Annotated in this window: 14 protein-coding genes; 3 read left to right on the plus strand and 11 right to left on the minus strand. The window is 47.4% G+C overall.

Features of this window, described 5'->3' with window-relative positions; all coding sequences use genetic code 11:
* Positions 1-24: 24 nt before the first annotated feature.
* Positions 25-462: an exonuclease III gene (locus MHM94_RS03660; protein WP_235419116.1), complete on the plus strand. Its 438-nt coding sequence runs from the start codon at positions 25-27 to the stop codon at positions 460-462.
* 114 nt (positions 463-576) lie between these two features.
* On the opposite strand, the gene glsA is transcribed toward MHM94_RS03660, so the two are convergent.
* From glsA to MHM94_RS03680, 4 genes are all read right to left on the minus strand, one after another.
* Complete coding sequence (gene glsA / locus MHM94_RS03665; RefSeq protein ID WP_235419115.1) at positions 577-1,584, minus strand: glutaminase A; 1,008 nt, start codon at positions 1,582-1,584, stop codon at positions 577-579.
* A gap of 141 nt (positions 1,585-1,725) precedes the next feature.
* On the minus strand, positions 1,726-3,114 hold the full coding sequence (locus MHM94_RS03670; RefSeq protein ID WP_235419114.1) for a DcaP family trimeric outer membrane transporter: 1,389 nt from the start codon (positions 3,112-3,114) through the stop codon (positions 1,726-1,728).
* An 8-nt stretch (positions 3,115-3,122) separates the two neighbouring features.
* A complete protein-coding gene (locus tag MHM94_RS03675) occupies positions 3,123-4,214 on the minus strand; it encodes a DUF481 domain-containing protein (RefSeq protein WP_022943652.1) in 1,092 nt (363 codons plus the stop codon).
* 90 nt (positions 4,215-4,304) lie between these two features.
* Positions 4,305-5,600, minus strand: coding sequence for an anti-phage deoxyguanosine triphosphatase (locus MHM94_RS03680; RefSeq protein ID WP_045978663.1), 1,296 nt, complete (start codon positions 5,598-5,600; stop codon positions 4,305-4,307).
* 161 nt (positions 5,601-5,761) lie between these two features.
* Between MHM94_RS03680 and MHM94_RS03685 the strand changes: the two genes are divergently transcribed.
* Together MHM94_RS03685 and MHM94_RS03690 are read left to right on the plus strand one after the other, a co-directional pair.
* Positions 5,762-6,577 (plus strand): glucosaminidase domain-containing protein, encoded by an 816-nt coding sequence (locus MHM94_RS03685; RefSeq protein ID WP_235419113.1) that lies wholly within the window; start codon positions 5,762-5,764, stop codon positions 6,575-6,577.
* Entirely contained in the window at positions 6,570-7,220 is a 651-nt protein-coding gene (locus tag MHM94_RS03690) for a DUF2987 domain-containing protein (RefSeq protein WP_022943655.1), read from the plus strand. The genes MHM94_RS03685 and MHM94_RS03690 overlap by 8 nt, the downstream gene beginning before the upstream one ends.
* Before the next feature lie 42 nt (positions 7,221-7,262).
* On the opposite strand, the gene ttcA is transcribed toward MHM94_RS03690, so the two are convergent.
* The 7 genes from ttcA to MHM94_RS03725 form a co-directional block, all read right to left on the minus strand.
* On the minus strand, positions 7,263-8,174 hold the full coding sequence (gene ttcA, locus MHM94_RS03695) for a tRNA 2-thiocytidine(32) synthetase TtcA (RefSeq protein ID WP_022943656.1): 912 nt from the start codon (positions 8,172-8,174) through the stop codon (positions 7,263-7,265).
* Between the two features lie 121 nt (positions 8,175-8,295).
* Positions 8,296-9,219 (minus strand): universal stress protein UspE, encoded by a 924-nt coding sequence (gene uspE / locus MHM94_RS03700; RefSeq protein ID WP_045978667.1) that lies wholly within the window; start codon positions 9,217-9,219, stop codon positions 8,296-8,298.
* A gap of 103 nt (positions 9,220-9,322) precedes the next feature.
* The gene (locus MHM94_RS03705) at positions 9,323-10,078 is read right to left on the minus strand and encodes an FNR family transcription factor (RefSeq protein ID WP_022943658.1); all 756 of its coding nucleotides are present in this window, start codon (positions 10,076-10,078) and stop codon (positions 9,323-9,325) included.
* A 37-nt stretch (positions 10,079-10,115) separates the two neighbouring features.
* Entirely contained in the window at positions 10,116-10,787 is a 672-nt protein-coding gene (locus tag MHM94_RS03710; protein ID WP_022943659.1) for a sulfite exporter TauE/SafE family protein, read from the minus strand.
* Positions 10,774-10,947, minus strand: coding sequence for a cbb3-type cytochrome oxidase assembly protein CcoS (gene ccoS, locus MHM94_RS03715; protein ID WP_022943660.1), 174 nt, complete (start codon positions 10,945-10,947; stop codon positions 10,774-10,776). The genes MHM94_RS03710 and ccoS overlap by 14 nt, the downstream gene beginning before the upstream one ends.
* Positions 10,944-13,328 (minus strand): heavy metal translocating P-type ATPase, encoded by a 2,385-nt coding sequence (locus MHM94_RS03720; protein WP_235419112.1) that lies wholly within the window; start codon positions 13,326-13,328, stop codon positions 10,944-10,946. Before MHM94_RS03720 ends, ccoS begins: the two co-directional genes overlap by 4 nt.
* Positions 13,329-13,820, minus strand: a complete 492-nt coding sequence (locus MHM94_RS03725) for a FixH family protein (protein ID WP_026110935.1) — start codon at positions 13,818-13,820, stop codon at positions 13,329-13,331. It abuts the gene before it with no gap.
* Positions 13,821-13,901: the final 81 nt, after the last annotated feature.

A 13,901-nucleotide genomic window follows, 5' to 3' on the forward strand; every position in this document is an offset into this window, starting at 1 on the left:
CCGTTCATTTTTGTGGAGTCTTACATGACCAAACTTACTGCCCTTGTTATCCCTTGTTTATTCGCTACTTCAGCTTTTGCCAGCACAGAGCGTGTTTATTTTGCTAAAAACGACAGTATTGAGTCTCAGGTCTGCGTAGCAGCTGCGAACCAAGGTTTAGCGGCAGCAAAAGAGCTAGGTGCAAAACATGGCATTCGTGTAAGCCGAGTGTCTTCTAGCTTGTACTGCAACGGTCAAGATATTCGTAATATCGCTAAAAATGTGACGGTTGAAAACGCAAATAGCGACACCGCAGTGAGCCTTTACGCTAAAAATAACCAGCGAGAAACACAACTATGTTTGGAAGCTGCGCAAAAAGGTTTAAGCACATTAAGCCTACAGAACAAGCGTCTATCTAACCTTCGTTGTAACGGCCAGCCGGTTAAAGAATTTGTTAAGCGTTACCGTAATGCTGCAATCTAATGAGTGATTGAGCTCGCTCAGTCATTTTCCACAAGTTGGATATCAAAACGCACCTTGAAAAAGGTGCGTTTTTCGTTGCATCGTTGATAACGAAGTCAATGCGGATAGGGACAATTAATAAAGATGACTAAATATATTGGCGTTGGCCTTATCGGCGATATAATCTATCGCCCGCTGAGCGCGAACACTGTTGCCAGCCTCATCAAGTTTTGGTGAAAAAGCAGCGATAGCAAACTTTCCTGGCATCACCGCGATAATGCCACCACCGACACCACTTTTGGCCGGTAAACCTACTTGAAACGCCCAGTCGCCACTGGTTTCATAAAGCCCTGCGGTAGCCATCACCGCCAGCACACGTTGAACATTTTCTGCTGTCATTAGCGCTTCGCCAGTGACTGGGTGCGTGCCACCATTCGCGAGTACGGAAGCCATCATCGCGAGATCTTTGGTCGTCACTCCCACTGAGCATTGACGTGTATAGATATCTAAATTCATATCCACATCACCGTAGAAGCGGTCATAAGACTTAAGCAGTTCAGCGATAGCGAGGTTGTGGCCATTGGTTGCCGACTCTGATTGATATACCTCGTTCATCACCGCCAGCTCTCGGCCAGCAAATTGATCATACCAAGTAGCAATCGACTGCCATTTTTGCTGCGTCTTATCACCTTCTAGCAGACTCACTGTGGCCATGGCCCCCGCATTGACCAGTGGATTGACTGAGCGGTCTTGGTTCAGCTCGATGGCAGCAACAGAATTAAATGGCAACCCTGTGGCGTTGACGCCGATTTTATCGACTATTGCTGCGCTGCCTTGCTGCTCCATGGCTAAGGCGAGCGTAAATACCTTCGAAATGGACTGAATTGAAAATGTGGCGTCAATATCCCCTTGAGTGAATACTTGACCATCAGCGGTGACGATAGCAATGGCAAATAAACTGGAGTCCACTTTGGCCAGAGCCGGGATATAATCGGCATTGGCTCCTGCATTGGTATCTTTGTATAAAGCATGAGCAGTATTGAGCACTTGCTCGACCTTCTGTGGGTCATAAGGGCGAGCCAAACAGGCGGTACTGCACAAAATAATGAATGATAAAAAGGCTGAACTTATCCACGTTTTCATTGTTTCACTGTCCTATTAAGGGTGTTGAGCACACACCCGGGCCGATAAAAAGGCCATAACATCAGGGCGGCGATTTAAGCACGCGCCTTATGAACCAAAGATTAAATGCTTGCTAAGCGATAACGCTAGTAAATCATCGCTTCAATACTTAAAGCCAAATGAGGTTTGCAGGCGCAGGTTATCAGCCTGCTCACCGGCAAAATTCTCTACTTCCCCGTATTGTAGCTCCACGCCTAAACGGGACATCATAGTTGGGTTCCAAATAAGGTTAATAGTGCTGTAGAGACTGTTATTAAATGCTCTAGCGTGTTGCGTAGCAAGGTTATCAACGTCGACGTAGCTTACCCCTAGGCTAGATGTAAAGCGCTCACTCCACTGCTTATCGAGATACACAAACCCACCACTGATACCGATTGCTTGTAAATCACCGTTGCTGTTTAAGCCTGCATCGCTGCCCCCGGTGATAGCGCTGTATATACTGCAACACGGGTCATTGATATAACGGGCGATGCCTTCGCCAGTTGCAAATTGGAACTTCAATAAATGTGCTTTATCAAGGGCATAATTGCCGGTGACATTGATACCCCATCCTGTTACTGAGTCTTCTTGGGTCGATGTTTCAAAGCCTAAGCTACGTAGCAATAGGGCGGCTTTTATGTAGCCATCTGTGAAACGCTGCTGATAACTGAGCGTAGCGTCTGGCCAATCGTTCTGCTCATTGAAAGAAAGGGTCGTGGGGTCGATATCTCGAGGAAATGCCAAGTCGGCGTCAGAGCGCTCCATGGTCACCATCCATATTGCCCCCGATGCGCTCTGTTCAGTGCGATAGCGGATTTGTGGCTGACGGGTGAACACCATGGCAGTGGGACCCCAATAATCAATGATGTTGGGGAAGGAATTAATGTCCATAAACCCGGAAAAGGTTTGTCCTGCTCCCCAATTCCCAAGCTCACCCCACAGGTGAGTCAGGTGAAAATCGGCATTACCCTGGTCATCAAACATATCGAATTCAAAGCGCGTGGTCATATCACCATAGTGGGTGGGCGTATGGCTGCGAAACGACAGCTTAGATTGGCCGGCGCTCAACAGCGTGTTGTCGTTGGTGGTGTTGTCATCATAAGCAATAGAAGAGGTTTGAAAGCCGGCACGATTCGTCATTTCGCCGTGATTATAGATAGCATCAAGCCAAATTTGTCCACCTAGTTGCAACGTCGTCGTTGAGTCGCTTAAGCGAATACTTTTGGCGGGGGCGGCAAACCGGTGACTCGGTCGGGTGGTGTCATTAAAGAGCACTTGCTGCGCCTCTATTGCGGAGACCTTGGCATTATTGGCCACTACTTGGGTGCGTTTTTGTTCGCGCTCCAATGCAGCGATTTTTTTATCTTTAGCAGCCAACTGCTTTTCTAGCTCGCTGAGGCGCTGTTCAAGCGCACTGAGACGCTGCTCTATACTTTGTGCATGACTATTGGCGCTGTAACACAGCGCAGACAAGAGCGCTGCGGTGACAACATTAAATGGCAGAAATTTCATTGGCTCTCCTAAAGTTCAACACCTAAAGAAACAATCATCTTGTAGTCATCCTGCTTGGGAATACTGCCATCGGCATTAGCCACGGGGGAGGCAAGATGATCCCACACCAATGATAAGTCCAAATCTATGTCGTTAGTTATATCAATAGAAGCGCCAGCAAGAGCATGTTGAGCATTACCACCTGAGGCGTTCTCGGCAAAGGTGAAGCGATAGTCAAACTTTAAATCTACATTGGTGCGCCATTCGTAATCCAAATTTGACTCAAAATAAAAAGAGGTGGAGGAATTACTGGTATCTTGCCCCGCAGCAACATCACTAAACTCGGTTCGTTGATAGGCTGGCCCCGCACCGATATCCCATTCCAGTTTATCTGTGTCTATTAAGTAGTAGCCAAAACCAGCACCCAGGGTGTATTTATTATCGATATTTTGAAAAGGGTCGCGGTAATACTCAAAAAATACCGGGCGAAAGTACAGTGAGCTGGTATAAAACCAATCAAAGGTGCCATTCGCTCGAACATTGTTTTCAGTCACCTTATCGTCGTTTGCTGTGCGATCTGCCAGCGCGGTAATGAGTAACCGGTTACTGGCCGTCCGACGTTTTATATCAACACTGGCCGAGAGCTCGGTTTGTTCGGTATTCCCTCTGCTTAAATTCGCGCCTACGCCGACCTTGATAGACCAAGCGCTTAGCTCGTCTTCGGCACTAGGAGCAATAGAAACTAAGTCTTGATAGCGATATTGCGAAGGACTGTTTCCCACAACCACATAGCCACCGGATATATTCAGCGACCCTTGTTGCACTGTGCCGTCATTAAAGCGCACGCTGTGAGAGCGCCCAGATATGACCATATAAATATCTTCTTGATCAATGATCAGGGTATCGAGAATATCGCTTTCAAATTCCACCTTTTTGTCATAGAGCGATTTCAGCTCTCCTTTAAGCCACTCTCCGGAATTTAGGCGTAACCAGTCGTATTTATCGGCTTGTTTGATAACGACCTGACGCTCCTCAAGTAAGGTATCAGGCAACGAACTGGTTGTGTTGGCGTTATTGCTAGTACTTATGAGCAACGCCAGTAAGCATAAAGGGTAATGCATTGGTGTCGGTCCTTGAATACTCAGACGTTTTCGTTATTGCTTCATTAGTTTAGACGAACATAAAGCAATTGCTGTGTTCCTATTATGTAGTTAAACACCGATGGTCGGCGCAAACAACCGTTGATAAGTTTTGTATGCATACTCATCGGTCATGCCACTGAGGTAATCGCATAGCACGCGTAAAGGATTATCGCCCTGTTGCTCGGCTTTACGATAACTCAATGCGGTTGTCTCCGGCAGCAAGCGTAGGGGATCACTGGCAAATGCGGCAAATAATTCCATGATTAGTTTTTGTCCTTTAAATTCAATTTGCTGCATATGGGGGGCGCGAATAAGACGTTTATAAATAAAATGTTTGAGCGCGTTTAATAAACTCATGTAAGCGCTGGGCAGGGTCACTTGATAGCGCAAAATATCGCACCCAAAGCGGCTGTCTGTTTGCTCAAGTCGGGACTGGGTAATGAACAAGTTAACTAACTCACCAATGATGTCTTTGCGCTGCGCTTCACAGCCAAAGAAAAGCCGTTCAGTGATGCGGCTGTCATCTAGCCAAGGACAATCGATTTGAGCAAGTGCTGGCTCGCCATGAGCCTGCCAATCGTGGACAGTGATTTGCTCGGTGGCAATCGCATCTTCAAGATCATGCACCGCATAAGCAATGTCATCTGCCAACTCCATAATGGCCGCATCGAGTGATTTATAACGGGTTTTGTGGCGATATGCATCATACTGCTCATGGCTGGTAAAGCGTTGGCGTTGTGAGTCATCGAGCGGCGCTAAAATCCAATCAAGCAAATCTTGGTCATCATTGTATAAGCCTTTCGCCGGGCGCCAATCGTGCGCTTTTATAAATTGTTGTTTGGCGTTTTGCTCTGGGTGAGTGTGCCAAAGTGTATCAATAAGCGCTGGATACTTTATAAACCCCAGTAAAGTGCGTCGGGTTAGGTTCATGCCGTAGCCCTGAGTGTAGGGCTCTAACTTCGCGACGATTCGCAAGGTTTGCGCATTGCCCTCGAAGCCTCCGTGTTCGCGCATCATATAATTCAGGGCAATTTCACCGCCATGGCCAAATGGTGGATGACCAATATCATGGGCTAAACACAAGGTTTCAAGTAATGACTCATCAGGAAGACAAGTAATATCTGGATGTTGTCGGCTGAGATGACGTAATAGACCGCTGCCAATTTGCGAAACTTCCAAAGAGTGGGTTAAGCGAGTGCGATAAAAGTCATTCAGGCCAATACCCATAATTTGGGTTTTGGCCTGCAGGCGGCGAAACGCTGCGGCATGAATAATACGTGAGCGATCCACTTGCCAAGGTGAGCGATTGTCATTAGGGCGGTGTTTGTGTTCATCGGCGCGCCGTTGTTGCCAGATATGCTGCATGGCTTCCTCAATCTGATCCTTTGCACTGTGCAAAGTGTAAACTATAAATAAAACAAAGTCTTTTCAATCACCCGAGTGTTCAGATTGCGTTTTTAAAACAACCATGTTCGCGATATAATGCCGCGTTTTTTGATCTGGCCTTGGGGGCTCGTGGAGGATTCATGATAAAAAAGCTTGGACTGCTAATAACCGTAATAATCTGTGTGACTGCATTGTTGTACCCGTTCATATGGGGAACCCGTGTCGCAGACACTCAGCCACGTGAGGAGCAGCCCACTGTGGAAAAGCCAACAGTGCCGGAAAAACCTCTGCACAACGTTAAGCTACCTAATTTTGCTGCGATAAAGGATGTAAAACAGAAAAAGGCGGCGTTCTTCGACTTTATTCGCGAGCCTATTGAAAAAGCGAATGCCAAGTTACGCTCACAGCGTGCAGTGTTAGAAATTGCCCTGATGATGACCCAATTTGATGAGCCACTTACTGATGTGCAGATTGATAAGGTCAGCGATATTTTCGCTGAATATGGGCTGGGAGATGAACAAATTAGTGAATTATCACTGCGCCAGGCATTGCGCAGAGTAGATGTGATCCCCAAAGAATTAGTCATGATGCAGGCGGCCAATGAGTCGGCATGGGGCACCTCACGTTTTGCCCGCATCGGACTTAACTTTTTTGGGCAATGGTGCTTTAGTCAGGGCTGCGGTATGGTGCCAAAGCGCCGCAACCAAGGGGCAAAACATGAGGTTGCTGTGTATCAGTCAGTGCAAGAGGCGGTGAATGCCTATTTTTACAATATCAACACCAACAGCGCGTATCGTGAATTACGCGATATTCGCGCCGACTTACGTCAAGCACAACAGCCAATTGATGCCAAGGCGCTGACGTATGGGTTGATGTCTTACTCTGAGCGCGGTGAAGCCTATATTGAAGAGCTGCAAGCGATGATTGACCATAATAGGACTTACTTCGATGAATAAATGCCTTTTTATTGCCACACTAATGTGTTCAATGGCTGTGAATGCGCAGCCAACAGATGAGCCTGTGGTGATGTCTTACGATGGCTTTTACGACCGTATGGAGGTTGTCAACGAGGGCAATTTCCAACACGCTAAAGTCGGCTTTTACTTAAAAACCTATGAAAATGCAGAAAATTGCGTACTAAAGGAAGGCAAAATCGTGACCGAGCGCGAACGCTTTCCTTTAACTTATGATGATAACGGGCAACTGTTCTTGCCCTTTGACAAGCAACTCGATACCCACAAAGCTATGGTCATAGCCACGCCACAATCAGGGCAGTGCCAGTTGAGTATGCAAATTGAAGCGCCAGGACCGTTTACACGATTAACCTATGCGCAAGCTTATACCATCGAGCAAGAGTTTGATGATTTAATTGGCGACTTATCTGGCTTTTTTGTCGGTACGCTGATGCCGTTTTTGTTACCGGAACATAAAGGGGTGCAGCTACACTTTGCTGATACGCTGCCGGCGAAGGTGCCAGACAGCTGGCAGTGCCAAGGCTTGCAATGTAAGGTGCCGATTGAGCAGCAGTGGCAAGACAATAATAACACCTTAGTAGAAGGTACGCAGATTCATCGAATTACGCCATGGATAGCGCAGTAGAGAAAGGAATAAGGCCGCTTGAAAAGCGGCCTTATTATACTCTTACAGCTCAATGGCTTGAATTTTTACACCACTGTCAGAGTGTTCTTCTTCGGGCATAGGCGGTGTGTCGAACTGGGCTTTATCCAACGCAATATCGCCGCCATCTATTACTTCACCGGTTTGCAGCTGTGCAAAGTTAAACAGCGAAGTATCAGCCATATGTGAGGGCACCACGTTTTGCATGGCGGTAAAGATGCTTTCGATACGCCCAGGTGATTCTTTATGCCACTGCTGCAGCATCGCCTTGATGTTCTGTCTTTGTAAGTTTTCTTGCGAGCCACACAAGTTGCAAGGAATGATTGGAAACTCTTTTTGTTGTGCGTATGCACTGATATCAGCTTCTTTACAATAGGCCAGTGGGCGGATCACCATGTGTTGGCCGTCATCGCTCATTAGCTTGGCTGGCATGCCTTTCATTTTTCCGCCATAGAACATATTTAAAAACAAGGTTTCAATCATGTCATCACGGTGGTGGCCCAGAGCAATTTTAGTTGCTCCGAGCTCTTTAGCGGTGCGATATAAGATGCCACGTCGTAAGCGCGAGCACAGCGAGCAGGTGGTTTTACCCTCAGGCACTTTATCTTTAACAATCGAGTACGTGTCTTCCTCAACAATTTTGTACTCGATACCTAAGCCGTCCAAGTATTCGGGCAGCACATGCTCAGGGAAGCCGGGTTGTTTTTGGTCTAAATTCACCGCAAACAGCTCAAAGCGTACCGGCGCTGAGCGTTGTAGATTTTGTAAAATATCGAGCAGGGTGTAGCTGTCTTTACCGCCGGATAAGCACACCATGATGCGGTCGCCTTCTTCAATCATATTGAAGTCAGCAATGGCTTGACCTGTATGGCGGCGTAGCCGCTTTTGCAGTTTATTGAAGTTATATTGCGCTTTGGCTTGTGCTGAATGCGACACCTAGACACCCTTGTTACGGCTCATTTTAAAGGCGCGTATTATAGGCATACAGTGCAGCGGCATCAAGAAAAAGGCGGCATTAGCGCCGCCCAAATGACAGATAGTGTGTAATGGGTGAAGATTAGTCCTCAAGCGGGGAGTGATAGCCATCGGGTTTCAGTGCCAGGACATCACAATCGAGACTATCGATAACATGCTCTGCAGTGTTGCCGACAAGAGCTGCACTGAGACCGGTGCGGCCCACGGTGCCCATCACCACAAGTTCACTGTCGAGCTTTTTCGCAATCCGAGGGATCACATCCTCCGGTAAACCTTCCTCCACATGTTGATGATGCGTAGCGATACCATGTTGAGCGCCTAATTCTCGCGTTGAATTGAGATGATGCTCTTTCACCGTTTCATTGTACTGTGAGGGATTAAACTCCGGGATCTCAATGGCAATATTCACCGGTGTTGCCGGGTAAGCATTAACTAAATGCAGGTCGCCCTGAGCAAGTTGGGCAATAAATTTAGCGTCTTGAACAATGCGTTGATTAAGCGCTTGGTGTTGCTCATCATCACTGGAAGCATTAACCGCAGCCACCACTGCACCGCCAACTGGCCAGTTATGGTCTTTCACTAGCAATAAAGGAGCCGGGCATTTACGGATCAAGTGCCAATCGGTAGGCGTAAAGATCACCGATTTTAGCGTGTCATGTTGGTGTGTGCCTTTGACGACTAGATCATAATCATGGCCGAGCACTTCGCGAATAATGGCTTCGAAAGGGCGGTTATGCCACACCACTTTGGTGTCAAATTGCACATCTTGGTATTGGTGAGTGAGGGTTTTCAACCACTGCTCTTTTTCACTGAGCACCGCTTTGCGCATGGCTTCGCGCTCTTCGGCACTGAGCATTGTGGTCATTTCATAAGAAAAATCATAGATGGACAGGAAGGCGGTGATTTGCGCACCGCTTTTTCGCGCCAGTTCGATAGACCGAGACAAACTCTGTTGCTGCTCCACGGTGGGATCAACCACAGCTAAAATACGTTTAATTTTATCCATTGTGCGCCTCCTGCATTACCAAGCGAATTGTAATATACACCATTTCAGTGTAACGCAATTAACGCAATTGAAAAGGGGGCGCAGTCTGTGAGTTTGAGTTAGATCAATCGCTTGGCAAACTTATCGCAGCCGTGTGGGCCAGGGTTTCATGATCTTCAATGGTGATGAACTTACCGTCCACACGAATGAATCCCCCTTTTTGGAAGCGGCTTAATAAGCGGCTGATGGTCTCAACTGTTAAGCCTAAGTAATTACCAATTTCACCGCGCGTCATAGTGAGACGAAACTCTCTGGCTGAGAACCCACGTTCGCTGAAGCGGCGTGATAAGGTGAACAAGAAAGAGGCCAGGCGCTGCTCAGCCGTTTTTTTGTTTAGCAGCAATAACATTTCTTGGTCGTAGTTAATTTCGTTGCTCATTAAGCGCATAATCTGCTGGCGCAGCTTCGGTAACTTCCCTGCTAATTCGTCGAGCGTAGCGAAGGGGATCTCGCACACCATAGATGTTTCTAAGGCTTGGGCGAAGCTTTGATGTTTCATGGTTTGAATACCATCAAAACCAACTAAGTCGCCCGCCAAATGGAATCCGGTGATTTGTTCCTCACCTTGCTCTGATAGAGTAAAGGACTTAAACGAGCCACTGCGCACGGCAAAAATGGACTTCAGTTCGTCCCCAGATTCAAACAGGAAATCTCCCTTGTGCAGCGGTTTTTTGCGCTCAATGATATCGTCGAGACGATCCATTTCATCGCCATTGAGGCTATACGGCAGACACAGTTGGGAAATAGAGCAGTTTGTGCAACTAATGGCACAGTTTGACTTACCTGCGTATTTACCTGAAAGGGTTGGTTTTACGTCCATTTTACTATCCAAGGTGAACTGAATGTTTGTGTTAAATCTACGTCAGTAGAGGTTGGCTTGCAACAATAAGGCTATACAACCCATACCAAAGTAATAGATTACCAAGTGCTAGGCGCACCCATGGGTGATTGAGGCCACGCTTTATAAATTGGGCGCCTAATCCTAATGCCAACATGGCAGGGAGTGTCCCAAGCGCAAAGCATAACATAAATAGTGCGCCATTAATCGCGCTTTGGCTGGTTATAGCCCAAGTTAGCGCGCTGTAAACTAAACCACATGGCAGCCACCCCCAAAGTGCACCATAACCCAGGGCCTTGGGATAGGTATTAATTGGCATTAGGTAGCGGTTTAATTTGACGATATGGCGCCACAAAGCCCATTGTCCGGCTTTTTCAACTGGGCCAAGGGCATTAAATAGCCGCATCACGTACAGGCCAACCAAAACCATAAAGACTGCGCTGAATAAGCTTAATACTTGGCTGAGGGTGTTACTCTGCTTGGCAAAGGCAGCACTTAGCCCTCCTACAAGGGCACCCGCTAGGGTATAGCTAAATAACCGACCTATGTTGTAAGCACTGGCTGCACCGACGGCATTAAGGTCCTTACTGGCCAATTGAAAACTACCGGCGATACCGCCACACATAGCAACGCAGTGGCCGCTGCCGGCAAGACCCATAAGCAAAGCAGCAATAAAGTTAATCTCGCTCATTGCTCTTGTCGTGCTCTTCTTTGTCGTCTTCAAAGAGAATGCTGTGGCCTTGTTTATCTAAGTCGGAAAATTGCTCGCTTTTGACTGCCCAAAAGAAAATGCCGATGGCAATAATCACGAACAAAATAGCGATAGGGATTAACACATAAATAATGCTCATAGGCGTAATAGTCGCAACGAGTTGGTAATAACAATAATGGAGCTGGCAGACATACCTATGACCGCCATCCACGGCGCTACGAGGCCCATCGCTGCCAAAGGCAATATAGCGCCGTTATAACACAGCGACAGTGCCAAGTTTTGACGAACAATTCGGCGTGTTTTTTTGGCAATGGTGATAAGCTTAGACACCGAACGTAAATCGCTGTTTAACAATACCACATCGGCGGTGTTCTTCGAAATATCGGCGCCGCTATCCATCGCAATCGATAAATGCGCAGCGTTAAATACCGGACTGTCATTGACGCCGTCGCCAACCATGGCACAGATATCTCCTTGATTATGCCACGATTGCATTAGTGCCAATTTGTCTTGTGGCAGCAGCGCACTGTGACATGCATCTAATTGCAGTTGCTGGCTTAATTGGGCACCTTTATCGGAGGGGTCGCCAGTGAGCATCACGCGCTCAATGCCTTGTTGTTTTAATTCCTGTTGCAGCTCTTGTGCATATTCTCTTACTTTATCTTGTAAAAAGAATGCGGCCACGGCGGATTCGTTTACATACAACACCGCCTGCGCATTTTTAGGTTGCGGGCCTGCAAACCAGCTTGCTTTACCAATGTGCACACGCTGACCTTGCCAAATACCAGCCACCCCAAAACCTGTGTGTACTTGGGCATCGGTGATGACTAGTTGGGCAGCAGCACTCGCACTCTCGGTAAACGCTTTGGCTATGGGGTGCTCGGAATACGCTTCTAAAGCGATGGCTAATGCATGTATTTGCTGCTCGTCGTAGGCGTTATCTAGTATTTCCGTGTGATCAATAACAAAGCGCCCTAGTGTCAGGGTGCCCGTTTTATCAAAGCCCACCTTGGTGAGTTTGGTGGCTGTCTCTAACACATGAGACTGTTTGATTAACACCCCGCGCTTGGTGAGGTTAGCCACGGCACATGTTAGTGCGGTGGGGATGGCCAAACTCAGTGCACATGGGCAAGTTGCAACCAACACCGCAATGGTGATCCAAAAGGCGTGCTCGGGAGCAATACTGTACCAAGCTACTGCGGTAATCGAGGCAAAAACGAGTAAGCAGGCAACAAACCACTGGGCAACCTTGTCGGTTACTTGGGCAATGCGCGGGCGTTGGCTTAATGCTGAATGTTGCAGTTTGATGATTTGGTTGACCAAGGTGTTTTGGCCCACTTTGTTGATCTCTATCGTCAATACGCCGTCATGGTTGAGAGTGCCAGCATGGACTTGGTCGCCTACGCGCTTAGTCACAGGGTGGTGCTCGCCGGTCATCATTGACTCATCAACACTGGAATGCCCCGCAATCACCACGCCGTCAGCGGCAATGGTTTCGCCGGCTTTGACGCGTACGATATCACCTAGAGAGAGGAGTTTGGCACTGGTTATATGTTCTTCATTATTCTCTACTTTACGCGCTGTTAGGGGCAGTAATTTTTGCAAGTTAGCGGTAAATTCACTGGCTTTAAGGCGGGCGCGAAACTCTAAATATTTACCCAGTAACAGCAAGAAGGTAAACATACAAATGGATTCGAAATACACTTCGCCTTGCTCAGTCAGTGTGGCATAGCAGCTGGCAAAATAGGCACCAAATATCGCCAAGGATACAGGGACATCCATATTCAATTGTTTAGCGCGAAGACCACTGATGGCATTGGTTAAAAAGGGCAGTGCAGAGTAAAAAATAACGGGCGTAGCAAGGGTTAAACTGATCCAACGGAAGTATTGCTCGAAGTTATCTTCCATCCCTGAGAACATGCCAAAGTACATGGCAAAGGCGAACATCATCACCTGCATGGTCATCAGGCCTGCGACGCCAAGACGACGGATAAAGCTCTTAGCTGTTGCCTGTTTTTGTGCCGCTTCACTATCAGCTTGAAAAGGGTAACTCTTATAACCGATCTCAGCGAGACTGGTGATCAAGGTGCTGAGTTTGACCTGTTCATCGTTCCACACCACCATGGCGCGATGAGTGGAGGTATTAACATCAACGCGTTTTACGCCCTGATGGGCGAGCAGCTGCCTTTCAATAAGCCAAGCGCAGGCAGCACAACTGATCCCTTCGACACTGAGCAGCACCTCTTTATCGTCGCCTTGATGAGCCACAAACTCTTGCTGAATACTTTCTTGGTCGTAGCTTTTTATAAGTGCAAGTTGCTCTGGCACAAGCTGTTCGACTTTACCGGCAGACTCTGTGCGATACTTATAATAATCAGTCATGCCTTGGTCAACGATGGTCTGGGCGACAGCTTTACAGCCAATGCAACACATGGGCTGCGCATGACCTTGAATGGTGACCGATTCATTAAAGCCAGCCGGAACTGGCTCAAGACAGTGAAAACACGTCTTTGCGCTCATTTACTTATACTCAGGGTCAACTTTTACGGTGCCGTTCAAGGGCAGCTGAATATTTTCTTTTAGCTTCCAGCTGTCATCAAAAGGAGTAATAAACACAGTGTAAGCGCCCTGTGGGATCGGGGAGTCTAATAGCGCCGTGAATTCACCACGGGCATTTTGCGTGAGTCTAAAACGAATATCTTTTTCTTCAATGGTGCGGTGATACAGGCCGATATTGAGCGCTGCAACTTTTGATGCGTCGCCTTTGGTAAAGCGGAACACCACACGCTCTTGGTCAATATCAAGGTCGCCGTGTAAGTAGAGCGCTTTGGCTTTATTAAACTTGCTCAGCTCGAGGTTGATGGCCTTGCCTTTTTTGTAATAATCGTCCACTACCATATCAGGGCCGTTGCCAACAGCGAAGGTGATAAGACCGATGCAGGCTATTATTGTTACTAATGGGAAAAACAACAGAAACCAAGGCCAAAACTGCTTATACCAAGGGGGAGACACTGCTTTCATAACGCACTTCATATTGCCGAATAGTGGCTGCTATTTTACGGTATTAGAACAAAAATTCCCAAAAAAAAGCCT

It is taken from the genome of Pseudoalteromonas sp. CNAT2-18.1, from assembly GCF_022347865.1.
GTDB classification, from domain to species: Bacteria; Pseudomonadota; Gammaproteobacteria; order Enterobacterales; family Alteromonadaceae; genus Pseudoalteromonas; species Pseudoalteromonas ruthenica.

What these genes read in the sequence shown, in the direction of transcription:
- MHM94_RS03660 (WP_235419116.1), top strand. Translation starts at nt 25, where the DNA reads ATGACCAAACTTACTGCCCTTGTTATCCCTTGTTTATTCGCTACTTCA.
- glsA (WP_235419115.1), bottom strand. Translation starts at nt 1,584, where the DNA reads ATGAAAACGTGGATAAGTTCAGCCTTTTTATCATTCATTATTTTGTGC.
- MHM94_RS03670 (WP_235419114.1), bottom strand. Translation starts at nt 3,114, where the DNA reads ATGAAATTTCTGCCATTTAATGTTGTCACCGCAGCGCTCTTGTCTGCG.
- MHM94_RS03675 (WP_022943652.1), bottom strand. Translation starts at nt 4,214, where the DNA reads ATGCATTACCCTTTATGCTTACTGGCGTTGCTCATAAGTACTAGCAAT.
- MHM94_RS03680 (WP_045978663.1), bottom strand. Translation starts at nt 5,600, where the DNA reads ATGCAGCATATCTGGCAACAACGGCGCGCCGATGAACACAAACACCGC.
- MHM94_RS03685 (WP_235419113.1), top strand. Translation starts at nt 5,762, where the DNA reads ATGATAAAAAAGCTTGGACTGCTAATAACCGTAATAATCTGTGTGACT.
- MHM94_RS03690 (WP_022943655.1), top strand. Translation starts at nt 6,570, where the DNA reads ATGAATAAATGCCTTTTTATTGCCACACTAATGTGTTCAATGGCTGTG.
- uspE (WP_045978667.1), bottom strand. Translation starts at nt 9,219, where the DNA reads ATGGATAAAATTAAACGTATTTTAGCTGTGGTTGATCCCACCGTGGAG.
- MHM94_RS03705 (WP_022943658.1), bottom strand. Translation starts at nt 10,078, where the DNA reads ATGGACGTAAAACCAACCCTTTCAGGTAAATACGCAGGTAAGTCAAAC.
- MHM94_RS03710 (WP_022943659.1), bottom strand. Translation starts at nt 10,787, where the DNA reads ATGAGCGAGATTAACTTTATTGCTGCTTTGCTTATGGGTCTTGCCGGC.
- ccoS (WP_022943660.1), bottom strand. Translation starts at nt 10,947, where the DNA reads ATGAGCATTATTTATGTGTTAATCCCTATCGCTATTTTGTTCGTGATT.
- MHM94_RS03720 (WP_235419112.1), bottom strand. Translation starts at nt 13,328, where the DNA reads ATGAGCGCAAAGACGTGTTTTCACTGTCTTGAGCCAGTTCCGGCTGGC.